At 61.7% G+C, this 23,858-nt stretch carries 19 protein-coding genes; 15 read left to right on the top strand and 4 right to left on the bottom strand.

Going from position 1 to position 23,858, the window contains the following annotated elements; all coding sequences use genetic code 11:
• Positions 1–26: 26 nt before the first annotated feature.
• Together gndA and ASD52_RS29995 are read left to right on the top strand one after the other, a co-directional pair.
• Positions 27–1,457: an NADP-dependent phosphogluconate dehydrogenase gene (gene gndA / locus ASD52_RS30000; protein WP_025427339.1), complete on the top strand. Its 1,431-nt coding sequence runs from the start codon at positions 27–29 to the stop codon at positions 1,455–1,457.
• A gap of 415 nt (positions 1,458–1,872) precedes the next feature.
• Positions 1,873–2,274 carry a lysozyme inhibitor LprI family protein gene (locus ASD52_RS29995; RefSeq protein WP_057208726.1) on the top strand — a complete coding sequence of 134 codons (402 nt, stop codon included), beginning with the start codon at positions 1,873–1,875 and terminating at the stop codon, positions 2,272–2,274.
• On the opposite strand, the gene ASD52_RS29990 is transcribed toward ASD52_RS29995, so the two are convergent.
• Positions 2,264–3,322 carry a LacI family transcriptional regulator gene (locus ASD52_RS29990; RefSeq protein ID WP_025427338.1) on the bottom strand — a complete coding sequence of 353 codons (1,059 nt, stop codon included), beginning with the start codon at positions 3,320–3,322 and terminating at the stop codon, positions 2,264–2,266. The genes ASD52_RS29995 and ASD52_RS29990 overlap by 11 nt on opposite strands.
• Positions 3,323–3,793: 471 nt before the next feature.
• On the opposite strand from ASD52_RS29990, the gene ASD52_RS29985 reads away from it, so the two are divergent.
• From ASD52_RS29985 to ASD52_RS29935, 11 genes are all read left to right on the top strand, one after another.
• The gene (locus tag ASD52_RS29985) at positions 3,794–5,029 is read left to right on the top strand and encodes an ABC transporter substrate-binding protein (RefSeq protein WP_025427337.1); all 1,236 of its coding nucleotides are present in this window, start codon (positions 3,794–3,796) and stop codon (positions 5,027–5,029) included.
• Between the two features lie 216 nt (positions 5,030–5,245).
• Positions 5,246–6,151, top strand: coding sequence for a sugar ABC transporter permease (locus ASD52_RS29980; protein ID WP_025427336.1), 906 nt, complete (start codon positions 5,246–5,248; stop codon positions 6,149–6,151).
• Positions 6,152–6,269: 118 nt separating this feature from the next.
• Positions 6,270–7,097, top strand: coding sequence for a carbohydrate ABC transporter permease (locus tag ASD52_RS29975; protein WP_225906378.1), 828 nt, complete (start codon positions 6,270–6,272; stop codon positions 7,095–7,097).
• Positions 7,098–7,101: 4 nt separating this feature from the next.
• A complete protein-coding gene (locus ASD52_RS29970) occupies positions 7,102–8,193 on the top strand; it encodes an ABC transporter ATP-binding protein (protein WP_057208724.1) in 1,092 nt (363 codons plus the stop codon).
• Between the two features lie 91 nt (positions 8,194–8,284).
• Positions 8,285–10,759: a glycoside hydrolase family 2 protein gene (locus tag ASD52_RS29965; RefSeq protein WP_025427333.1), complete on the top strand. Its 2,475-nt coding sequence runs from the start codon at positions 8,285–8,287 to the stop codon at positions 10,757–10,759.
• Positions 10,760–10,765: 6 nt separating this feature from the next.
• Complete coding sequence (locus ASD52_RS29960) at positions 10,766–11,461, top strand: D-lyxose/D-mannose family sugar isomerase (protein WP_057226410.1); 696 nt, start codon at positions 10,766–10,768, stop codon at positions 11,459–11,461.
• A 76-nt stretch (positions 11,462–11,537) separates the two neighbouring features.
• Entirely contained in the window at positions 11,538–12,299 is a 762-nt protein-coding gene (locus ASD52_RS29955) for a sugar phosphate isomerase/epimerase (RefSeq protein WP_025427331.1), read from the top strand.
• 15 nt (positions 12,300–12,314) lie between these two features.
• Complete coding sequence (locus ASD52_RS29950; protein WP_025427330.1) at positions 12,315–13,493, top strand: Gfo/Idh/MocA family oxidoreductase; 1,179 nt, start codon at positions 12,315–12,317, stop codon at positions 13,491–13,493.
• Between the two features lie 119 nt (positions 13,494–13,612).
• Complete coding sequence (mgrA, locus tag ASD52_RS29945) at positions 13,613–14,641, top strand: L-glyceraldehyde 3-phosphate reductase (protein ID WP_025427329.1); 1,029 nt, start codon at positions 13,613–13,615, stop codon at positions 14,639–14,641.
• Between the two features lie 455 nt (positions 14,642–15,096).
• Positions 15,097–16,203 carry a TRAP transporter substrate-binding protein gene (locus tag ASD52_RS29940; RefSeq protein ID WP_025427328.1) on the top strand — a complete coding sequence of 369 codons (1,107 nt, stop codon included), beginning with the start codon at positions 15,097–15,099 and terminating at the stop codon, positions 16,201–16,203.
• 173 nt (positions 16,204–16,376) lie between these two features.
• Positions 16,377–16,790 carry a cupin domain-containing protein gene (locus ASD52_RS29935; protein ID WP_057214282.1) on the top strand — a complete coding sequence of 138 codons (414 nt, stop codon included), beginning with the start codon at positions 16,377–16,379 and terminating at the stop codon, positions 16,788–16,790.
• A gap of 354 nt (positions 16,791–17,144) precedes the next feature.
• Here ASD52_RS29935 and ASD52_RS29930 read toward each other — a convergent pair whose 3' ends face one another.
• Positions 17,145–18,938: a TRAP transporter large permease subunit gene (locus ASD52_RS29930; protein ID WP_025427326.1), complete on the bottom strand. Its 1,794-nt coding sequence runs from the start codon at positions 18,936–18,938 to the stop codon at positions 17,145–17,147.
• Entirely contained in the window at positions 18,935–19,510 is a 576-nt protein-coding gene (locus ASD52_RS29925; protein ID WP_025427325.1) for a TRAP transporter small permease subunit, read from the bottom strand. The genes ASD52_RS29930 and ASD52_RS29925 overlap by 4 nt, the downstream gene beginning before the upstream one ends.
• A 345-nt stretch (positions 19,511–19,855) precedes the next feature.
• Between ASD52_RS29925 and ASD52_RS29920 the strand changes: the two genes are divergently transcribed.
• Positions 19,856–21,472, top strand: coding sequence for a glycoside hydrolase family 43 protein (locus tag ASD52_RS29920; RefSeq protein ID WP_025427324.1), 1,617 nt, complete (start codon positions 19,856–19,858; stop codon positions 21,470–21,472).
• 127 nt (positions 21,473–21,599) lie between these two features.
• Positions 21,600–21,980, top strand: coding sequence for an RcnB family protein (locus ASD52_RS29915; protein WP_025427323.1), 381 nt, complete (start codon positions 21,600–21,602; stop codon positions 21,978–21,980).
• Between the two features lie 525 nt (positions 21,981–22,505).
• On the opposite strand, the gene zigA is transcribed toward ASD52_RS29915, so the two are convergent.
• Positions 22,506–23,708, bottom strand: coding sequence for a zinc metallochaperone GTPase ZigA (zigA, locus tag ASD52_RS29910; RefSeq protein ID WP_025427322.1), 1,203 nt, complete (start codon positions 23,706–23,708; stop codon positions 22,506–22,508).
• Positions 23,709–23,858 lie beyond the last annotated feature (150 nt).

Genomic DNA, 23,858 nt, shown 5'->3' with positions numbered 1-23,858 from the left:
CTCTCCTGTCCAATGGAGGCAATCACGTGTCACAGGCGGAAATCGGCCTTATCGGTCTCGGCGTCATGGGCTCGAACCTGGCGCTCAACATCGCTGAAAAAGGCAACAAGATAGCGGTCTTCAACCGCACCGTCGAAGCGACGCACAAATTCTACGCGGAAGCCGGCGAACTCCAGGGCCAGATCGTGCCCTGCGACACCATCGAAGAGTTCGTCGCCGCCATCCGCCCGCCACGTCCGATCATCATCATGATCAAGGCCGGCGAGCCGGTCGATCAGCAGATGGAAATCCTCAAGCCGTACCTCGCCAAGGGCGACATCATGATCGATGCCGGCAACGCCAACTTCCGCGACACGATGCGCCGCTTCGATGCGCTGAAGGACTCAGGTCTGACCTTCATCGGCATGGGTGTTTCCGGCGGTGAAGAGGGCGCGCGCCATGGCCCGTCGATCATGGTCGGCGGCACGGAAGATTCCTACAAGCGCGTCGAGACGGTGCTGACCTCGATCGCCGCGAAATACGACAATGATCCGTGCGTTGCCTGGCTCGGCGAAAACGGCGCCGGCCACTTCGTCAAGACCATCCACAACGGCATCGAATATGCCGATATGCAGATGATCGCCGAAATCTACGGTATCCTGCGCGACGGCTTGAAGATGACGGCCGGCGAAATCGGCGAAGTCTTTGGCGCCTGGAACAAGGGTCGCCTGAATTCCTACCTGATCGAGATCACCGAAAAGGTCTTGAAGGCAGCGGATCCGCTGACCGGCAAGCCGATCGTCGACCTGATCCTCGACAAGGCCGGCCAGAAGGGCACCGGCAAGTGGTCGGTGATCGAAGCGCAGAACATGGGCGTTCCGGCAACCGCGATCGAAGCGGCCGTTGCCGCGCGCAGCATCTCGTCCGCCAAGGATGAGCGCGAAGCCGCCGAGAAGATCCTCGGCCTGCCTGATGTCGGCGAGTTAAAGGTCACTGATAAGGCTGCCTTCATCAAGGACCTGGAAAACGCGCTGCTGGCCGCCAAGATCGGCGCCTATGCTCAAGGCTTTGCCGTCATGTCCGCCGCCTCGAAGGAATTCAACTGGTCGCTGCCGATGCCAACGATTGCCAAGATCTGGCGCGCCGGCTGCATCATCCGCTCGCAGTTCCTGGATGAAATCACCACCGCCTTCACCAAGGCGCCCGATGCCGCCAACCTGATCGTCACCCCGGCCTTTGCCGCCATGGTCAAGGAAACCGACGGGGCACTGCGCCGTGTCGTTTCGGCGGCCATGCTCGGTGGCCTGCCGGCGCCGGCGCTGGCCTCGGCACTCGGCTACTTCGACAGCTACCGCCGCGGCCGCGGCACTGCCAACGTGATCCAGGCCCAGCGCGACTTCTTCGGCGCCCACGGCTTCGACCGCGTCGATGGCGCCGATGCCCACCACGGCCCGTGGGGCAGCGGCCTCAACGCCTGAGCGGGCAAAATCGGAATTTCGAACGGGGCGGCCTACAGCGCCGCGCGTCTTATTAGACGCGCGGCGCTGTAGCACTTTGAATTGCTGCATGTTTTTATCCTTAAATCGAATGCGATTTAAGGCAACATGCGGTAGGTCGCCCCGTTTCGTTTGGTCATCGATCCCCATCTATTCACACGGTTGTATCGAGCAGGAAGACCAGTATGCAGTAGACGGCCGTCCTTGGTGCGACCGGTGATTGAATCGCCGATGAAACCGAAGAGAGCGCCCATGATCAGACTGTCATGAGAGCTGCGGATAACGGCGGCGGCAGCGCGCCCGGTGCGCCGTTGCTGATAAGACGGCCAATTGCAGTAAGGGATTTATTCGTTCCAAGCGCGAAACAGAGTCGTTTCAAAAACGGAGACTGAGTTCCATGAAGGCTTCATTGTTGACTGCCGCCCTGGTCTTGGCAACGTCCACGTCGGCATATGCGGAGCAAAGCTGCGGCGACCTGACGAACCAAGCGGACATGAACATATGCGCCGGGAAGGCCTATGACAAATCCGACACCGAACTGAACACTCTCTACAAGCAGATCGAGGCACGACTAAAGGACGACGCAGACACCACAAGGCTGCTGCTAACAGCGCAGAGGGCGTGGGTGGCGTTCCGCGATGCCGAGTGCAACTTTTCGAGTTCCGTGGTCACGGGCAGCTTGTATTCGTTCATTTTCAACTCGTGCCGTGATGGCATGACCAAAGTCCGTATCGAAAACCTCAAGGTTTACCTGAAATGCACCGACGGTGACCTGGACTGCCCTGTTCCTACCGTTTGATCGATACCGGCACGGCGGACTGAAGCTCCGGCTGACTGAGGCTCTGCAGCGTTTCGGACGGCTGGCCGTCGATATGGCCGATCACCGCCTTGGCGAGTTCGCGCCCGGCAACCCGGATGTCCTCGTACATGGTCACCACTTCGGGGCGAAGCCAGCGCAGGAAATCGCTCGGCACCTTGGACACCATGTCGGCATCCTTGCCGAGTGTCCTGTTGGCGGCCTCAAGGCCGGCGATCAGTGCGATCGCGCCGGAGCCGCTGCCCGACACGATGCCGTCAGGCGGATTGTCCGAGCGCATCAGCGTCTCGAAGGCGTCGCGGATCTCGACCAGCGTGTGATCGATATTGATGTGGTGGAAGCTGACCGCATCCGCCTGGAAATCGCGAAGGCCGCGCTCGAAGCCGGCGCGCATGTGCGAATAGAAGGTCAGGTGCGGCGGCGGCTCCAGCAGCACCAGGCGCTTGCGGCCGCGCTCCACCAGCTCGCGCACGGCCTCATAGGCAAAACGCTCGTTGTCGAAGTCGTGATAGGGGTGGACGACGCCCATCTCGGTGCGGCCGTGGGTGACGAAGGGCAGGCCGCGCTCCGTCAGAAGCGCCACGCGCGGGTCGTGCGGCTCGGTGCGCGAAATGATCACGCCGTCGGCCGCGCCGGTGTCGAGGATATAGCGGATCGGCGCCAGCGCATCCTTGGTAGCGCTATAGGGCGTGACCACCAGATGATAGGGGGTGCCGGCGAGAACCTCGGTGATGCCGACGACCATGGGGCTGGTGATGCCCATGATTTCTTCTTCCAATGTCAGTACCAGGCTGATGACATTGGTCTTGCCGGTTCTCAGGCGCACCCCGGCGCGGTTCGGCTGGTAGCCGATCTGCTTGGCGACGAGGCGCACGCGCTCCTTGGTTTCGGCGCCGATATCGGGCGCATCCTTCAAGGCGCGCGAGACGGTGGTGATGCCGAGCCCGGTCATGAAGGCGATCGTCTTCAGCGTGGGCCTGCCGCCATCCGGCGGCGGCGTCAGCGGTCTGTTTTTCGTCTTGCTGTCCATCGCTGTCACCCGCTCGCCCTTGCCGTTGCCGCCCGCCGCCCCATTTAGCGTCACTTCCCGCCTTATATACGAAATGTGACGGGGAGCTATCCTGCTATGGGCGTACGGCACCGAGGCAAATCTGTAACGATACAGTAGCGCTGTCGAGCATTTTCGTTGCTGCGCTGCGGTGAATGAAACACTCTGGTTGAGTGTGCTGTGTTGCAGCGGGCTTTTTGCGTCTGCGAGAGAGCATATGCAGCAAAATACCAGCATTTCTGCACAAAAAATATCAAAATCAGCGCGTTATCAACCCGCTATGCCGGATCTTCATGGTCTTGCCCGTGATCAGTTCACGTCTCTTTGATGTCCGAAAGTACGCCTGTAGATTGCAGAAAATGTTTCTGTTTAAATTCATTGGGGTGGGAGTTGCGGACCGGGATCGTTTCCTCTAAGTTTTTTACGGTAACGTTACAGTGAGGGAGGAGACTCATGAATTTACGTTCTTTCGCGGCCGCTTTGGCGGTGACGGTGGCGCTGCCATTTGGTGCAGCAAACGCAACCGATCTCGAGGTGACGCATTGGTGGACGTCGGGCGGGGAGGCTGCTGCGGTCGCCGAGCTTGCAAAAGCGTTCGATGCCACCGGAAATCACTGGGTTGACGGTGCCATTGCCGGCGCCGGCAGCACGGCGCGGCCGATCATGGTCAGCCGCCTGACCGGTGGCGATCCGATGGGTGCCACGCAATTCAACCATGGACGCCAGGCAGAGGAACTGGTCGAGGCTGGGCTGATGCGCGACCTGACCGATGTCGCCTCCAAGGAGAACTGGAAAGAGATCATCAGGCCGGCGAGCCTGCTCGATTCCTGCACCATCGACGGCAAGGTCTATTGCGCGCCGGTCAACATTCATTCCTGGCAGTGGCTCTGGCTGTCGAACGCTGCCTTCAAGAAGGCCGGCGTCGATGTGCCGAAGAACTGGGACGAGTTTGTCGCAGCGGCACCGGCACTTGAAAAAGCCGGCATCGTGCCGCTCGCCGTCGGCGGACAGCCGTGGCAGTCGGCCGGTGCCTTCGACGTTCTCATCGTCGCTCTTGCCGGCAAGGACACGTTCCTCAAGGTCTTTGGCGACAAGGACGAGGAAGTGGCCGCCGGTCCTGAAATTGCCAAGGTGTTCAAGGCTGCGGATGACGCGCGTCGCATGTCCAAGGGCACCAATGTCCAGGACTGGAACCAGGCGACCAACATGGTCATCACCGGCAAGGCCGGCGGCCAGATCATGGGCGACTGGGCGCAAGGCGAATTCCAGCTCGCCGGCCAGAAGGCCGGAACCGATTACACCTGCCTGCCGGGCCTCGGCGTCAACGAAGTCATCGCGACGGGCGGCGACGCTTTCTATTTCCCGGTGCTGAAGGATGAGGAGAAATCCAAGGCCCAGGAAGTGCTGGCATCGACGCTCCTGAACCCGGCGACGCAGGTGGCGTTCAACCTGAAGAAGGGTTCGCTGCCGGTGCGCGGCGATGTCGATCTGGCTGCCGCCAACGACTGCATGAAGAAGGGCCTGGACATCCTCGCCAAGGGCAACGTCATCCAGTGGACCGACCAGCTTCTGTCGGCTGACAGCCAGAAACAGAAGGAAGATCTCTTCTCCGAGTTCTTCGCCAACCCCTCCATGACGCCGGAGGAAGCGCAGAAGCGCTTTGCCGACATCATCGCTTCGGCGGACTGATGGAGCTTCCTTGATCCGTCGGCCCCGCCCTCGGCGGGGTCGGCCAAGGCTCCCATTCGGCACGACACGTTCAGGCGGACCAGCGTGCCTTTGCCTGGCAGGCGTATTGGGAGAACGGCTTCAACGTGGCGAGGCGGTTTTCGAGCGACGGCACATCCGTTCGTCATCGACGCCGCCTGCCATCGGCAATCCAATGCAGTTCCGGAGGAACGAAACATGGGTCACACACGCGGTTCGGGTCGGCCGAACCAGTGGCTGCGGAATCTGAATGCGAAGCTGGCCTCGATCCCGATGATCCTGACGGCCGTGGTCATTTTCCTCGGCGGCACGGTCTGGACCGTGGTCTATTCCTTCACCAATTCCAAGCTCTTGCCGCGGCTTTCCTTCGTTGGCCTCGACCAGTATGAGCGGCTGTGGGCCGCGCCGCGCTGGCTGATGTCGGTGCAGAACCTGGCGATCTACGGCTTGTTTTCGCTGATTTTCAGCCTGGTCATCGGCTTCCTGCTGGCGGCGCTGATGGACCAGAAGATCCGCTTCGAGAACACGTTCCGCACGATCATGCTCTATCCCTTCGCCCTGTCCTTCATCGTGACGGGCCTCGTGTGGCAATGGCTGCTCAACCCGGAATACGGCATCCAGTCGGTGGTGCGCTCTCTCGGCTGGACGAGTTTTGCCTTCGACCCGCTCTACAATTCCAATATCGTCATTTACGGCATCCTGATCGCGGCGCTGTGGCAAGGGACCGGGCTCGTCATGTGCCTGATGCTCGCCGGCTTGCGTGGGATCGACGAGGATATCTGGAAGGCGTCGCGCGTTGACGGCATTCCGATGTGGAAGACCTATGTCTTCGTCATCATCCCGATGATGCGCGGCGTCTTCATCACCACGCTGGTGATCATCGCAAGCGGCATCGTCAAGGTTTACGATCTCGTGGTGGCGCAGACGAGCGGCGGCCCGGGCATCGCCTCGGAAGTGCCGGCCAAATACGTCTACGACTACATGTTCCAGGCGCAGAATCTCGGCCAGGGATTTGCCGCCTCGACCATGATGCTCATCACCGTCGCCATCATCATCGTGCCCTGGGCCTATCTCGAATTTGGGGGAGGGCGCAAGCGTGCCTGAGATCGTCGCTTTCAACGCCATCGCCGCCGGTATCGACCCCGAGGCGGAAAAGACCTCCGTTGCCCTTTCAGGCCCGCGGGGCCGCAAGCCGCGCCGGGCGCTTTCGGGCCGCAACATCATGGTCTACGGCACCCTGATTGTCGTGGCACTCTACTACCTGCTGCCACTCTACGTCATGGTCATGACCTCGCTGAAGGGCATGCCGGAAATCCGACTCGGCAACATCTTCGCGCCGCCGCTCGAAATCACCTTCGAGCCCTGGGTGAAGGCCTGGTCGAGCGCCTGCACCGGCCTCAACTGCGATGGCCTTTCGCGCGGCTTCTGGAACTCGGTGCGCATCACCGTTCCCTCGACCATCGTCTCGATCGCGATTGCCTCGATCAACGGCTATGCGCTGGCCAACTGGCGCTTCAAGGGCGCCGACCTGTTCTTCACTATCCTGATCGTCGGCGCCTTCATCCCCTATCAGGTGATGATCTATCCGATCGTCATCGTGCTGCGCGAGCTCGGCGTCTATGGCTCGCTGACCGGCCTGATCATCGTTCACACCATCTTCGGCATGCCGATCCTGACGCTTCTGTTCCGCAACTATTTCGCCGGGCTGCCGGAAGAATTGTTCAAGGCGGCGCGCGTCGACGGCGCTGGGTTCTGGACCATCTATTTCCGCATCATGCTGCCGATGTCGATGCCGATCTTCGTGGTGGCGATGATCCTGCAGGTGACCGGCATCTGGAACGACTTCCTGTTCGGCGTGGTGTTCACCCGGCCGGAATATTACCCGATGACCGTCCAGCTCAACAACATCGTCAATTCGGTACAGGGCGTGAAGGAATACAACGTCAACATGGCGGCAACCATCCTCACCGGTGCCGTGCCGCTTTTCGTCTACTTCGTCTCCGGGCGGCTTTTTGTCCGCGGCATCGCCGCCGGCGCAGTGAAAGGGTAAGGGCATGGAAAACGTCAGCGTATCGGTCAAGGATCTGTCGTTGAGCTTCGGTGCCGTCACTGTGCTCGACACGCTCAACCTCGACATCAAGGATGGCGAATTCCTGGTGCTGCTCGGCTCATCCGGCTGCGGCAAGTCGACCTTGCTCAACTGCATCGCCGGGCTCCTGGACGTCAGCGACGGCCAGATCTTCATCAAGAACAAGAACGTCACCTGGGAGGAGCCGAAGGACCGTGGTATCGGCATGGTGTTCCAGTCCTACGCGCTCTATCCGCAGATGTCGGTGGAGAAGAACCTCTCCTTCGGGCTCAAGGTGGCCAAGGTCGAAAAGGCCGAGATCGACAAGCGCGTCAGCCGCGCCGCCGAGATCCTGCAGATCCAGCCGCTGTTGAAGCGCAAGCCCGCCGAGCTTTCCGGCGGCCAGCGCCAGCGCGTGGCGATCGGCCGGGCACTGGTGCGCGATGTCGACGTGTTCCTGTTCGACGAGCCACTGTCGAACCTCGACGCCAAGCTGCGTTCGGAACTGCGCGTCGAGATCAAGCGGCTGCATCAGTCCCTGAAGAACACGATGATCTACGTCACCCACGACCAGATCGAGGCGCTGACGCTAGCCGACCGCATCGCGGTGATGAAGAGCGGTGTCATCCAGCAGCTTGCCGATCCGATGACGATCTACAACGCGCCGGAAAACCTGTTCGTCGCCGGCTTCATCGGCTCGCCGTCGATGAACTTCTTCCGCGGCGAGCTGCAATTGAAGGATGGGCGGGCCTTCGTGCGCGCCAATGGCGTCGATTTCGACGTGTCGGCCTATCCGTCGCGCGGGCCGTTCAAATCTGGCCAAAAGGTCGTCCTTGGCCTGAGGCCGGAGCATGTGCGTGTCGACGAGGCACCGAACGGCCAGCCGTCGCACCAGGCGGTCGTCGATATCGAGGAGCCGATGGGCGCCGACAACCTGCTCTGGCTGAAACTTGCCGGCCAGTCGATGTCGGTGCGCATCGGCGGCCAGCGCCGCTACAAGCCGGGAACGGCGGTGACGCTTTCCTTCGACATGGCGGTCGCCTCGATCTTCGACGCGGTCAGCGAAAATCGTCTCTGAACAACGGGGAAACGCGCCGGCTTTCATCATCCGGCGCGTTTCGACACACTGGCATGCCGGCAGTTTCGCCGGCAATCAACGGAATATGGAAATGCTCTCCCAGGACCCGAATCGAACCGCTTGCTATCTCGACCTCGCGGGAGAATGGCAGCTCGCTTCCAGCGATAAAAGCCACGCGACGACCATGGCGCTGCCGGGCGACGTGCACACGGCTTTGCAAAGGGCCGGCATCATCGACGACCCTTATGTGGGTCGCAACGAGGATGACGTGCAATGGGTGGCGCACGAGGATTGGGTGATCGAGCGCACAGTGTCGATCGATGCGGATGATCTCGGCGGCTACTGGTATCTCGACCTCGAATGCATCGACACGGTCGCCTCGGTCTTCGTCAACGACCGGCTCGTGCTCGAGGCCGACAATTGCTTCCGCCGTCATCGGCCCGATGTCTCCCGTACGCTGGTCGCCGGTGAAAACCGTATCCGCATCGTGCTGCCGTCCTCGATATCAGAGGGTGCACGCCGGCAGAGGGCGCAGCCCTTCTACGTGCCCTACCACCCCGGAAATTCGCCGATCGCCAACGGCAACATGCTGAGGAAGCCCCAGTGCCATTTCGGCTGGGACTGGAACATCGCGATTGCGCCGCTCGGTGTCTACGGTACGCTGGCGCTGCGCCGGCTGGAGATCGCCCGCATCGAGCATGTGACGACAAAGCAGATCTGGCTCGGCGACGGCTCGGTCGATCTGCAGGTAACGGTCACGCTCTTTGCCGATGGTCCGGGCATCGTCCCGGTTCATTTCTCTCTCGACGGCCAAAGGGAGCGGCTCGATTGCGCCGTCGGCACCGGCGAGACCCGCATCACCCACGTCTTTACCGTCAGTGAGCCGAAACGCTGGTGGCCGGCCGGCAGCGGCGAGCAGAACCTTTCGATGCTGACCGTGGAAGTGCCACAGGAGCAGGTGACGCGTCAGATCGGCTTTCGCACGATCGAGCTTCTGACCGACAAGGACGAGGCGGGAAGCCGCTTTGCCTTTCGCGTCAATGGCCGCGAGATCTTCTGTCGGGGCGCCAACTGGATCCCGGCCGACGCGCTGATGTCACGGGTGACGCCTGATGGTGTCGAGGACCTGCTGCGCTCAGCGTTTGACGCCAACATGAACATGATCCGCGTCTGGGGCGGCGGCTTCTACGAGCCGGACTGGTTCTACGATCTCTGCGACCGGCTGGGCCTGATGGTCTGGCAGGACTTCATGTTCGCCTGCAACCTCTATCCCTCGACGCCCGATTTCCTCGACAACGTCGCGGCCGAGGTCGACTACCAGGTCAAGCGCCTGTCGTCCCATCCGTCGATCGCGCTCTGGTGCGGCGACAACGAGCTGGTGGGCGCGCTCACCTGGTTCGACGAGCCGCGCAAGGATCGCGACCGTTATCTCGTCTCCTATGACCGCCTGAACCGTACGGTCGAAGTTGCGCTGAAGGCGGCGCTGCCGGACGCACTGTGGTGGCCCTCAAGCCCGGCCTCCGGCTATCTCGATTTCGGCGACGCCTGGCATTCCGACGGTTCCGGCGACATGCACTATTGGTCGGTCTGGCACGAGAACAAATCCTTCGACAATTACCGGTCCGTGCGCCCGCGCTTCTGCTCGGAGTTCGGTTTCCAGTCCTATACCTCCATGCCCGTCATCCGGCAGTTTGCTGCCGAGAAGGACCTCAACATCGCGTCGCCGGTGATCGAGAGCCACCAGAAGAACGTCGGCGGCAACGAGCGCATTGCCGGCACGATGTTCCGCTATTTCCGCTTCCCCAAGGACTTCCCAAGCTTCGTCTATCTCAGCCAGATCCAGCAGGGCCTGGCGATCCGCACGGCCGTCGATTACTGGCGCTCGCTCAAGCCCCATTGCATGGGCACGCTCTACTGGCAGCTCAACGACACCTGGCCGGTCGCTTCCTGGTCGAGCCTCGACTACGGCGGCAGCTGGAAGGCCATGCATTACATGGTGCGCCGCTTCTTCCAGCCGGTGGCCGTTGCCGCCATTCCGTCCGCCGACGGCAAGGAAATCACCTTTTCGATGGTCAACGACACCGCCGCGCCGGTGACTGTGGAACTGCAGGCCTTCGTCGTTACGCTTGACGGTGCGCGCACGCCGCTGATGGCGGCAGCAGGCACCTGCTCGCCGGACCGCGCGGCGACCTTGGTGAGCATCGCGGCGCGCGACATTCCCGAAAACGCACTGTTGTTCTGGTCGTTCGAGGCGTCGAACGGCATGCGTGGCGAAGGCCATCACGTGCCGGGCACCTATAAGGCTCTCGATCTTCAGCCCTCCAAGCTGTCGCTTGAGGTCTTGCCAATCGGCGACGGCGCCTACGACGTCTCGATCAAGGCGAGTGGCCTGGCGCTGCATGTGATGATCGAGGCCGACGTCGCCGGGCGCTACGCCGACAATGCCTTCGATCTCACATCAGGTGAAACGAAGGTCATCCGCTTCACGCCGAAGACATCACTTGCCGAAGGCACGGTGCCGCGCTTTGCCGCCTTCGATCTTGAATCCTGCCAGGGAAAGGGGTGACCCACCGTGAAACGCAGCCACGTCAATGACATCATCGCCAGCAGCGATGCCTTCATGCGCAGCTTCGGCTTCGTGCTTCCGCCCTTTGCCTATTGGTCGCCGGAAGAAATGAAGTCGCGCGTCGCTTCGGATTGCCCGACGATCTTCGATGCCCGGCTCGGATGGGACATCACCGATTACGGCAAGGGCCGCTTCGATGAGGTCGGTCTCGTGCTCTTCACGCTGCGCAATGGCGATGCCTCGAACCTGACGACGGGGCAGGGCTTGGTCTATGCCGAGAAACTGATGATCACCCGCAACGGTCAGGTCAACCCGCTGCATCGCCACGCCGCCAAGACCGAGGACATCATCAACCGTGGCGGTGGCACGCTGGTGCTGCAGATGTACAATTCGCACTCCGACGGCTCTGTCGACGACGAAAGCGACGTCGAGGTAGCGACCGATGCGCGCCTGCGTCGGCTGAAGGCCGGCGACCTCCTGAAACTCATGCCCGGCGAAAGCGTGACGCTTTTGCCCGGCAACTGGCACGCCTTCTGGGCGGAAGACGGAGACGTGTTGATGGGCGAGGTTTCGACCGTCAACGACGACCTTACCGACAATTACTTCCGCGAACCCGTTGGTCGCTTCTCGGCGATCGAGGAGGACACAGCCCCCGTCCATCTGCTGGTGTCGGATTACGACGCCTGGCTCAGGGCCGGATGACGAAAAACCCGGCCGGGTCTCGTCCCGCCCCTGGCCGATCAGACCGATCACGATGATTTCCCGAGGAGGATTTTCGATGAAAGACGTCAGTTTTCAGCTCTATAGCGCCCGCAACTTCCCGCCCTTCGCCGATGTGCTGAAGGCGATCGGCGAGGCAGGATATAGCCAGGTCGAAGGTTACGGCGCGCTCTATGCGGCGCTCAGCGATGCGGAGATCGCAAGCTTCAAGCACGGTCTCGACGAGAACGGCCTCGCCATGCCGACGGCGCATTTCGGCCTGGATATGCTCGAAAGCGATCCGGCACGGGTGCTTGAAATCGCCAAGGCGCTCGGCATCCGGGCGATCTATTGCCCTTATCTCCTGCCCGAGCATCGCCCGACGAACGCGGCCGGCTGGCGCGCCTTCGGCGAGCGCCTGCAGGCGGCGGGCAAGCCCTACCGCGATGCCGGCCTCATCTTCGGCTGGCACAACCACGACTTCGAATTCTTCGCCCTGCCGGATGGCAGCATTCCGCAGGACCTGATCTTCGAGGGTGGGCCGGATCTTTCCTGGGAGGCCGACATCGCCTGGATCATCCGCGGCGGCGCCGACCCGATCGCCTGGATCAAGAAATATGCCAACCGGATCACTGCCGTGCATGTGAAGGACATCGCGCCGACGGGCGAGAAAAAGGACGAAGACGGCTGGGCCGATGTCGGCGAGGGTACGGTCGACTGGAAGGGCCTGTTCCAGGCGCTCTCCGGCACCAAGGCGCGCTATTTCATTGCCGAGCACGACAATCCGAGTGACTTCCAGCGCTTCGCCAAGCGCTCGCTCGCCTCCATCCAATCCTACTGAAAAACAGGTAGATCCATGACCAAGGAACTTGGCGTCGGCATCATCGGATGCGGCAACATCTCCACCACCTATTTCAAGCTTGCCCCGCTTTTCAGGGGCATCAAAGTCGTCGCCTGCGCGGATATCAATCCGGCGGCAGCCGAAGCACGGGCGACTGAGTATGGCGTCAAAGCGCAGAGCATCGAAGCGCTTCTCGCCAACCCGGATGTCGATATCGTCGTCAACCTGACGATCCCTGATGCGCATTTCCCGGTATCCAAGAGTATTCTCGAAGCGGGAAAACACGTCTACTCGGAAAAGCCGCTGGTGCTCTCGCTGGAGCAGGGTGAGGAACTCCGCGCCCTTGCCAAGGCCAAGGGCCTGACGGTCGGTTGCGCCCCCGACACCTTCCTCGGTGGCGCCCACCAGCTTGCCCGCAGCTATATCGACGCCGGCAAGATCGGCCGCGTGACGTCGGGCACCTGCCACGTGCTCAGCCCCGGCATGGAGATGTGGCATCCGAACCCGGACTTCTTCTTTCTTCCCGGCGGCGGTCCGATCCTCGATCTCGGGCCCTACTACATCGCCAACCTGATCAACCTCATCGGTCCGGTGAAGCGCGTGGCAGCGCTGTCTTCGATGGCCAATCCGACACGCACCATTACCAGCGAGCCGCGCAACGGCGAGGTCATCCCGGTGAAGACGCCGACCAACATCCATGCGCTGCTGGAGTTCGCAAACGGCGCAACGATCACCTTGTCGGCGAGCTGGGATGTCTGGTCGCATCGCCACGCCAATATGGAGCTCTACGGCACGGAGGGCTCGATTTTCGTCCCTGATCCCAACTTCTTCGGCGGCAAGGTCGAAGCGAGCGGCCGGGACAAGAACATCCAGCCGCTGGAAATGTGGGATCATCCCTTTGCCGTCGAAAACCAGGAGCACCCGCAGGGCCCGATGGCGAACTACCGCACGGCTGGCCTTGCCGACATGGCGATCGCCATTCTCGAGGGTCGCGATGCCCGCTGCTCGCTTGACCGCGCGCTGCACGGCGTCGACGTGATGGTATCGATCCTGAAGTCGGGCGAGGAAGGGCGGTTCATCGAACTCAGTACCACCTGCACCCAGCCGGCAGCCCTCGGGATCGAGGAGGCGCGGGCGCTGCTCATCGAACCTCAAGAAGAAATATCGGGAAATCGTGCCGCTGCCGCTTCATAGCTGCATCGGACCAGTTTAGACGTTTCTGAACAGAGGTTTCCGCAGCCGCGGAAACCTTTCTCATTTGCAGGATGGCGGTCTCTTATTCGCCATCAAAACCCGATCGCGGAGGAATTGCGATGACCTGGCTACCGGCGGAAAACCGCTACGACACCATGAAGTACAACCGCGTCGGACGGTCCGGCCTGAAGCTGCCGGCGATCTCGCTGGGGCTTTGGCACAATTTCGGCGGCGACACCCCGCACGACCGCAAGGTCGACATGTGCCGTACTGCCTTCGATCTGGGCATCACCCATTTCGATCTCGCCAACAATTACGGTCCGCCTCCGGGATCGGCCGAAACCGCTTTTGGCGAGATCATGCGCACGGACTTCGCGCATCTGCGCGACGAGTTGATCATCTCATCCAAGGCCGGCTACGACATGTGGCCGGGTCCCTATGGCGAGTGGGGCAGCCGCAAGTATCTGATCGCGTCCTGCGACCAGAGCCTGAAGCGCATGGGGCTCGACTATGTCGATATCTTCTATTCGCACCGCTTCGATCCGGACACGCCGCTGGAAGAGACCTGCGGCGCCCTCGACCATATCGTGCGGTCGGGCCGGGCGCTTTATGTCGGGATTTCCTCCTACAACTCGCAGCGCACCCGCGAGGCGGCCGCGATCCTGAAGGAACTCGGCACACCCTGCGTGATCCATCAGCCGAGCTATTCCATGCTCAACCGCTGGATCGAGGACGACGGCCTCGTGCACACGCTCGAAGATCTCGGCATCGGCTCGATCGTCTTCTCGCCGCTCGCCCAGGGCATGCTGACGACGAAGTATCTCGGCGGCATTCCGCAGGACAGCCGCGCCGCACAGAACCACTTCCTCAAGAAGGACTTCATCCGTCCGGCGATCATCGACAACATCCGCAAGCTCAACGGCATTGCCGAAAAGCGCGGCCAGACGTTGGCGCAGATGGCGCTCGCCTGGGTGCTGCGCGGCGGGCGCATCACCTCGGCGCTGATCGGTGCCAGCCGTTCCGAGCAGATCGTCGATTGCGTCAAGGCGCTTGAAAACGACACGTTCACGGCGGAAGAGCTGGCCGAGATCGACCTTTACGCGCGCGAAGCCGACGTCAATCTCTGGGCCTCTTCGGCCGAGCTCTGATCCTGCGAATACATTGATTTGCCTCGATTTTGAGCAATTCCGATTACTTTCCGGCGCATTAGACAAAAGTCGAATATGCGCCGGAAAGCGTCCGCTGGACATGCATAAGTGAGCGTGTAAGGTGCGTCGATGCCACCGGTTCGCGCTGCGACACGGATGGCTCCAAAGCATGCCGTGCGCAGCGGCTTTGCAGAAACTACAGCGCCGCGCGTCTTATGAGACACGCAAAGGTCGCTGTAGCACTTTGAATTGCTGCATGTTTTTATTCTTAAATCGAATAGGATTTAAGGAAACTGCAGTAGAGCTTAAAGCGCAGCGAGCGAATCCTGGAGATCGCGACGCTTTGGGAGGAGGAGCGGGGCCTCGCACGTGCCGCAAAGGCGGTGAGGTTCCATTGGGCGGAGGCGCGACCACGGTTGCGCCGGATTCTGCCTCGGCGGAAATAGGGAGGAACCATGGATCGCCGTTCATTCATTAAAAACGCAAGCCTCGGTGGCCTGGCTGCGGCTGGCGCATCGGCGCTCGCATCGCCTGCGATCGCGCAGGCAAATCCCAAGATCAACTGGCGCCTTGCCTCGTCGTTCCCCAAGTCGCTGGACACGATCTATGGCGGCGGCGAAGTCCTTTCGAAATATGTCTCTGAAGCAACCGACGGCAATTTCCAGATCCAGGTCTTTGCAGCCGGTGAAATCGTGCCCGGCCTGCAGGCTGCGGATGCTGCCGCTGCCGGTACGGTCGAGGCCTGCCACACGGTCGCCTACTATTACTGGGGCAAGGACCCGACCTGGGCGCTTGGCGCTGCCGTTCCTTTCGCGCTCAACGCGCGCGGCATGAACGCCTGGCACTACCATGGCGGCGGCATCGAACTATTCAACGAGTTCCTGGCGACCCAGGGTCTCGTCGGCTACCCCGGCGGCAACACCGGCGTGCAGATGGGCGGCTGGTTCCGCAAGGAAATCAAGACCGTTGCCGACATGCAGGGCCTGAAGATGCGCATCGGCGGCTTCGCCGGCAAGGTGGTCGAAAAGCTCGGCGTCGTGCCGCAGCAGATCGCCGGCGGCGACATCTACCCGGCGCTCGAAAAGGGCACCATCGACGCTGCCGAATGGGTCGGCCCCTATGACGACGAGAAACTCGGCTTCTACAAGGTCGCGCCCTACTACTACTATCCCGGCTGGTGGGAAGGTGGCCCGACGGTCCACGCCATGTTCAACAAAGCGGCGTTCGACGGCCTGCCGAAGAACTACCAGTCGCTGCTGCGCACCGCCTGCCACGCAACCGACGCAAACATGCTGCAGAAGTACGACTACCTGAACCCGTCGGCGATCAAGCGCCTGGTGGCTTCGGGCGCCAAGCTCAGCCCGTTCAGCCCGGAAATCCTGTCGGCGTGCTTCGAAAAGGCGAACGAAGTCTATGCCGAAATGGAAGCTTCGAACCCGACCTTCAAGAAGATCTGGGACTCGATCAAGGCATTCCGCGGCGAGTACTACCTCAACGCCCAGATCGCCGAATACAACTACGACACCTTCATGATGATCCTGCAGCGGGGCGGCAAGCTCTAAGCCTGCGACTGGCTACAGCGCTTTCCATCGCTGATGGGAAGCGGCATCGAACCGGAATGAAAGCCGCTTGCAACTTCGGTTGCGGGCGGCTTTTTCGTTCCGGCTTGCGGGTGGACGCGGTCTCCAGATTTCGTGGTAAGGTTGCTGTCTTAACGCTCGATGAGGAGGATGCCATGCCGAGCGAAAGCCAATCGATCGTGCACGGGCCGGACGGCGGCCGGCGCTACGACATGGGCGCGATACAGGCCGTGTTCAAAGCCGACGGCCCGGAGACCCAAGGTCGGTTCTCGATTTCCGAATGGTGGGTGGAGGCGCGGCACGAAGGGCCGGGGGCGCATACGCACGACGACAATGACGAAATCTTCTACGTGATCGAGGGGACCGCCAGCATCCTGGTCGGCGACACCTGGCACCAAATGGAGAAGGGATCGATCTGTGTCATCCCGCGCGGAACGATGCACGACTTCCGCAACGAGAGCACGTCGCGCATGGGCCTGCTCAATGTTTTCGTCGGCGGCCCGTTCGAGGAGATGATGCCGATGATCGTCGACTGGTATCGCGACAATCCGGCCAAGCGGCTGGATTGAGCGGACATCGGTGGCTGGAGCAGGCTTGTTGCCACATGAAGAGGGCGGCCCTTGTGGGGCCAGCCCTGACTGCCGACAAGGGCATGTTCGATCATCGCAAGTTTGCGGGGGAAAGCCCGAACGCCATCCAAAACCTCCATCATTCCTGTGCTTGTCACAGGAATCCAGTCAGCCCACGTCCTTGGGCTGAAAAGAGTCTTTTGGCCCGACGGACGTCAGGTCGCTGGATCCCCGCCACAACGGCGAGGATGAGGGAAAATGGGATGCCCGTTTGCCAGAAAGCGATCTTCGGGGGGCAGCAAGCTGAGAGGGCGGCCCTTTACGGGGCCGCCCTCTGTCTGCATAAGCCGAACGTTACTTGAACGAAGGCGGCTGGCTCAGGTCGTTTGACGGCGCCGTCTGCGGTTGTGCGCCAGCCCCGCCGTTCTGGTCCGCCGGCTTCTGGTCGAGCGGGCTGCCGCCCGGAAGCTGGAGACCGCCGGGAAGGCCGAGGCCGCCGCCGTTGTCGGGGAGCGTAAGCCCGCCGCCACCGGTCCCGAATCCGGGCACCTCGATCTTGATGGTGTTCGGATCGATGACTTCGCCGCTTCCCTTGTAGTGCATGACCATCTGCGGGAACATGATCGTCAGCGCCACCATGATGATCTGGATGCCGACGAAGGGCACAGCCCCCCAGTAAATCTGCCCTGTCGTCACCGGTTGTGTCATCTTTCCGGTGACCCTGTCGAGATAGGGCACCTTGGCCGCGACCGAGCGCAGATAGAAGAGCGCGAAGCCGAACGGCGGATGCATGAAGCTGGTCTGCATGTTGATGCCGAGCAGCACGCCGAACCAGATCAGGTCGATGCCGAGCTTGTCGGCGGCCGGAGCCAAGAGCGGCACGATGATGAAGGCAAGCTCGAAGAAGTCGAGGAAGAACGCCAGGAAGAAGACGAGCAGGTTGACCGTGATCAGGAAGCCGGTCTCGCCGCCCGGCATCGCCGTCAGCAGGTGTTCGACCCAGATGTGGCCGTTGACGCCGTAGAAGGTCAGCGAAAACACGCGGGCGCCGATGAGGATGAACAGCACGAAAGCGGAAAGCCGGGTGGTTGCCGCCAGGGCCGAGCGAACGACGTCCATGCTCAGGCGGCCCTTGGCCGCCGCCATGATCAGTGCACCGACCGCACCCATGGCGCCGCCTTCTGTCGGCGTGGCGATACCGAGGAAGATGGTGCCGAGCACGAGGAAGATCAGCGCCAGCGGTGGGATCAGCACGATGATGACCTGCTGGGCAAGCCGCGACATCGCATTGATCTTCAAGCCGCGATCCAGAAGAGCGACGACGTAGATGAAGCCGACGCCAACGGTGGCGCCGAGGATGTCGGCGTTCTCGCCATGGGTCGGATAGAGATAGATATGCGCCGCGTAGGCAAAGGCGCCGGCGACGATGAGCGCGACGATCAGTGAGGTGACGCCGGAGCCGAGTGTGCGGGCGGCCAGCGGCAGGGCCGGCATCGAGTCACGCCGGACGAAGGTCATGATCAGGATATAGATCATGTAGAGGCCGGTCAGGACCAGGCCCGGGATAAGCGCGCCGGCATACATGTCGCCGACTGAGCGGCCGAGCTGGTCGGCGAGAACGATCAGAACGAGCGATGGCGGGATGATCTGGGCGAGCGTGCCGGAGGCAGCGATGACGCCCGATGCGACCCTGCGGTCGTAGCCGTAGCGCAGCATGATCGGCAGCGAGATCAGGCCCATGGCGATGACCGAGGCTGCAACCACGCCGGTGGTGGCTGCAAGCAGCGCGCCGACGAAGATGACCGCATAGGCGAGACCACCGCGGATCGGGCCGAAGAGCTGGCCGATTGTGTCGAGCAGGTCTTCCGCCATGCCCGATTTCTCGAGCACGATCCCCATGAAGGTGAAGAAGGGGATGGCAAGCAATGTGTCGTTCGACATCACCCCCCAGAACCGGTCGGGAAGCGCGTTGAGCAATGGCCAGGACAGGTTGATCGAATCCGACAGCGGAGCGAGCTCCACGCCGATGATGAAGAACAGGAGGCCGTTGGCGGCGAGCGAGAAGGCGACGGGATAGCCCAGCAGCAGGAACACGATCAGCGAGACGAACATGATCGGTGCCAGGTTTTCAGCAATGAATTCGATCATGGACGGGCCTCCGGAGCGACGACGTCGTCAAGCGGTGCATGGGTCGGCACATAGGGTGTCGGGTCGTCCATGTTGCCGGTCATGATCGCGACCTTCTTGATGATTTCGGATACGCCCTGGAAGGCGAGCAGCAGGAAGCCGAAGAGCAGGATGGCCTTGGCCGGCCAGATGATCAGGCCACCGGCGCTGGAGGAGCCCTCGCCCGAGATGTAGGACATCTTCACGTAGGGCACGAAGTAATAGAGCATCAGCAGCACGAACGGCATCAGGAAGAAGACGTGACCGAACAGGTCGATCCAGTGCTGCACGCGGCGCGAGAACTGGCCGTAGACGACGTCGATGCGGATGTGTTCGTTCTGGCTCAGTGTATAGGCGGCGGCGAACATGAAGGCCGCCCCGAAGAGATACCACTGCGCCTCGAGCCAGGCGTTCGACGACATGTTGAACATTTTCCGGATGATGGCATTGCCGGCGCTGACGAGCACAGCGACCAGAATGAGCCAGGACACCGATTTGCCGATGAACTCGGTCGTCGTGTCTATGAGTCGGCTGAAGCCGAGTAACGCTTTCATCGATTTCCTCCCCGCAGTGGCTGTTTTGGTTTTTGTGCCAAGCACAACCAGAGTGCCGATTTCAAGCCAGCGTTCAAGTCCGAGGCTCGATTTTCCCGGTTAGTTCCGCCACCCCAGACTAAAGTCGAATGGAGCTGTCAGGCGATTGCCCAATCATTGTGCACAACAGGGTGCCAACCAGTATCGCCAGTGGGTTTCACTGCAGATGTGAAGGGCGCAAATGGCAATACTGCGTGAACCACTCGTGCCGCGTCGTGGGCTACGTCACCAACTGTAACGTTGCAGTCTTGAAAATCACGGCGGTTTGGGGCTGGATGCGGCCGACAATTGGAGGATGCCCGAGGAATGACTGCCCTGATTCGCAATCCGATCCTGCCCGGCTTCAACCCGGACCCGTCCATCTGCCGGGTGGGCGATGACTATTACATCGCCACGTCCACCTTCGAGTGGTATCCGGGCGTGCAGATCCACCATTCGCGCGATCTGGTGAACTGGCGTCTGGTGCGCCGGCCGCTGGAGCGGGCAAGCCAGCTGGACATGCGTGGCAACCCGGATAGCTGCGGCGTCTGGGCGCCGTGCCTTTCCTATAACGACGGCCTGTTCTTCCTTGTTTATACCGACGTCAAGCGCTTCGACGGCAACTTCAAGGACGCACACAACTACATCGTCACGGCAGAGGCGATCGAAGCCGTCTGGTCCGATCCTGTCTACGTCAATTCCTCCGGCTTCGACCCGTCGCTGTTCCATGACGACGATGGGCGAAAATGGTTCCTCAACATGCAGTGGAACCATCGCAGAGGCGGCTCGCCGAAACATCCGGCCTTCGACGGTATCCTCTTGCAGGAATGGGACGAGCGCGCGCGCAGGCTGGCCGGGCCGGTGAAGAACATCTTTGCCGGCTCGCCGCTCGGTCTGGTCGAAGGGCCGCATCTCTTCAAGCGCAATGGCTGGTACTATCTGACGACGGCGGAAGGCGGCACGGGATACGACCATGCCGTGACCATGGCGCGGTCGCGCACGATCGACGGTCCCTACGAAATCCATCCCGATACCTACCTAATCACGTCAAAGGATCACCCTGATGCGCCGCTGCAGCGCGCAGGGCACGGGCAATATGTCGAGACGCCGGACGGGCAAGCCTATCACACCCATCTCTGCGGCCGGCCGCTGCCGCCGGAGCGTCGCTGCACGCTTGGCCGCGAGACGGCACTGCAGAAATGCGTCTGGCGCGATGACGGCTGGCTCTATCTCGAAAACGGCGGGCCGGTTCCCGAAGTCCTGGTCGCAGCTCCAGGCCCGGTCGGGGCCTTGGTGGAGCCGCGCGTGGTCGAAACCGATTTCGATGGGGCCGCGCTTCCGGCCGAGTTCCAGTGGCTGCGCACGCCGCTGCCGGAGCGGATCTTTTCGCTGGAAAGGCGGGCAGGGCACTTGAGGCTCTTTGCCCGCGAAAGCATCGGCAGCTGGTTCGAGCAGGCTTTGGTCGCCCGCCGGCAGGAGCATCATTCTTTCCGCGCTGAAACCTTGGTCGACTTCGCGCCGGAGACCTATCAGCAGGTCGCCGGGCTGACGCACTACTACAACCGCCACAAGTTTCATGCGCTCGGCCTCACCTGGCACGAGACTCTTGGGCGGACGCTGACGATCCTGTCCTGCCCGGGCGACTTCCCGCTTGGCCGGCTGCAGTTTCCTGTCGGAAGCGGCATCGCCGTGCCCGGAGGGCCGATCGGGCTTGCCATGGAGATCCGCGACAATGACCTGCAGTTCTTCTGGCGCGCAGACGGGGCGGTCGATTGGCAGGCCCTCGGCCCGGTGCTCGACGCTGGCGTGGTGTCGGACGAGGGCGGCCGCGGCGAACATGGATCGTTTACCGGCGCTTTCGCCGGCATGTTCGCCTTCGACACGTCGGGTGCGGGACTGGCGGCGGATTTCGATCTGTTCCGTTACGTCAGCCTCTCAGAGTGAGAATATCAGTCTGTAAGGTAACGCTTATAAGTACTCGATATCATTACGTATTTGTAATGTAGCGTTTCATATTCGGTTCAGGAAGCCGGACCTATTTTCGGGGTGCAAATAACGAAAGGATACCCCGATGAAACGTCTCCTGACCGCTCTGGTCGCCAGCTCCTTCCTGATCACACCGGTAGCAGCCTTTGCCCAGCCGGCAGGTTCCTTCGAGGTCGCACAGAACTACGACCGCTATCAGCGTCGACCTGTCGACCGCCACGTGGACCGGCATGTCGACAAGCACGTGACAATCGAAAAGCGTGTCATCGTCAAGAAGAAGGAACGCTGGTCGCGCGGCCATCGGTTGAGCCCCGCCGAGCGCCGCCACATGGCGCAGGTGCGCGATTATCGCCGCTACAAGCTGCGCCAGCCGCCGCGCGGCCAGCAGTGGGTGCGTGTCGACAACGACTTCCTGCTGATCAGCCTTGCGACCGGCGTCATCGTCGGCCTGACGTCTGCGCGTTGAACGATTTGATCGAGGGCAGCCTTTCGGGCTGCCCCTTCAAACTTATTACAGCCTCTGAAAGAATCTATTGACGAAGGGCGAAACCCGCTCTCCTCATCCTCGCCCTTGTGGCGGGGATCCAGTGGCCCGACGTCTGTCGGGCCAAAAGACCCTTTAGCCCAAGGACTTGGGCTGACTGGATTCCTGTGACAGGCACAGGAATGAAGGAAGTTTCCGATCGCCTTGAGCTTGCCAATGGTCGGCAGATAACCAGCGGCAACTTTGTCAGCAGTCCGGGGGCGCTTTATGGCTACCCCTTCGATTTTCCCTACACCGTCGTTCGACGCAGCGACGGAATGTCCGCGGCTTCAGTCCGACCCCGCTCTCCGAAAAGCAGTCGCTCCAGCGGGCCGGGCGGGGCGAGTGCCTCCTCCCCATTATCCTGTCCATCAAAGAACGGATCGAACATCGGCACGGGCCTGCCGGCGGCATTGACGCCCATGCAGGTGGAGCGCGGTCGACGTGGTCTTGGACCGGCCGCCTGCATCAGGCCGCCCGCTGCGACCAGTTCGCGAAGGGATCGGGCAGATCCCGCCAACGGTCCGGCTGGAAGCTGGTGTCATTGACCAGGCAGGCGTCGAGTTCGGCCGTCAGCATCGCCTGATCCATGGGGTCGGCGCCGATGAAGACGATCTCCTGGCGGCGATCGCCCCAGACGGGATCGATGTAGGGACCGACAGCCTTCAGGAAGCCCGGGTCGCGCGGCCATTGCTCCCTAGGCACTGCCGCCCACCACAGGCCCATCTTTGATGTTCTGACCAGCGGCCCGGCCTGGCTCAGTTCGCCGACATGATAGGGTCGCGTCGCCAGCCAGAAGAAACCCTTGGCCCGCACCACGCCCTGCCAGGAGCGATTGAGAAACGCCTGGAACCGGGTGGGATCGAACGGGCGGCGGGCCTTGTAGACGAAGGAGCGGATGCCGTATTCCTCGGTTTCCGGAATATGATCCTTGAAACCATGCAGCTCCTTGTACCAGAGCGGGTGCTGTTCGGCCTTGGCAAGGTCGAAGCGGCCGGTGCCGAGCACGTCGCGCAGTTCCACCTGGCCGAAATCCACTTCCACCAGCTGCGCATCCGGGTTCAGCCCGACGATGATCTTGCGTGCGGCATCGCGCTGCTCTGATGTAGCCGTGCCGATCTTGTTGAGCACGACGACATCGGCGAACTCGATCTGCTCGACAAGCAAGTCGACCAATGTGCGGGTATCGCCTTCGCCTGCCGTCTCGCCGCGATCGGCAAGGAAATCGAGCGAGGAGTAGTCAGCAAGCAGATTGGCGGCATCGACCACGGTGACCATGGTGTCGAGGCGGGCGACGTCGGTAAGGCTTTCGCCATCCTCGTCGCGAAAATCGAAGGTGGTTGCGACGGGCAGGGGTTCGGAAATGCCGCTCGATTCGATCAGCAGGTAGTCGAAGCGGTTCTGTTCGGCGAGATCGCGGACTTCGCGCAGCAGATCGTCGCGCAGCGTGCAACAGATGCAGCCATTGGTCATTTCAACGAGCTGCTCTTCGGTGCGCGACAGGTTGGCGCCGCCGTCGCGGATCAACGCGGCGTCGATATTGATCTCGCTCATATCGTTGACGATGACGGCTACACGCAAGCCGTCGCGGTTGGACAGCACATGGTTGAGCAGCGTCGTCTTGCCGGCGCCAAGGAAGCCGGACAGCACGGTTACGGGAAGTCTTTCCATCGTTGTTTCCTGTATGTTATACCATTACGCTTGACGCGCCTATAAAAGGCGGACGCTTACGCCCGCCTGAACAATCCGGTCGCTCGTGGACTGGCTTTGCCATCGGCCGCGAGGCTTCGGCCTTGTGCGCCGGTCCTGCCTCGACCGGTC

It is taken from the genome of Ensifer sp. Root142 (genome assembly GCF_001426785.1).
Taxonomy (GTDB): domain Bacteria; phylum Pseudomonadota; class Alphaproteobacteria; order Rhizobiales; family Rhizobiaceae; genus Ensifer; species Ensifer canadensis.
The sequence above is the reverse complement of the archived record's forward strand: the minus strand, read 5'-3'. Positions and strand labels throughout refer to the sequence as shown.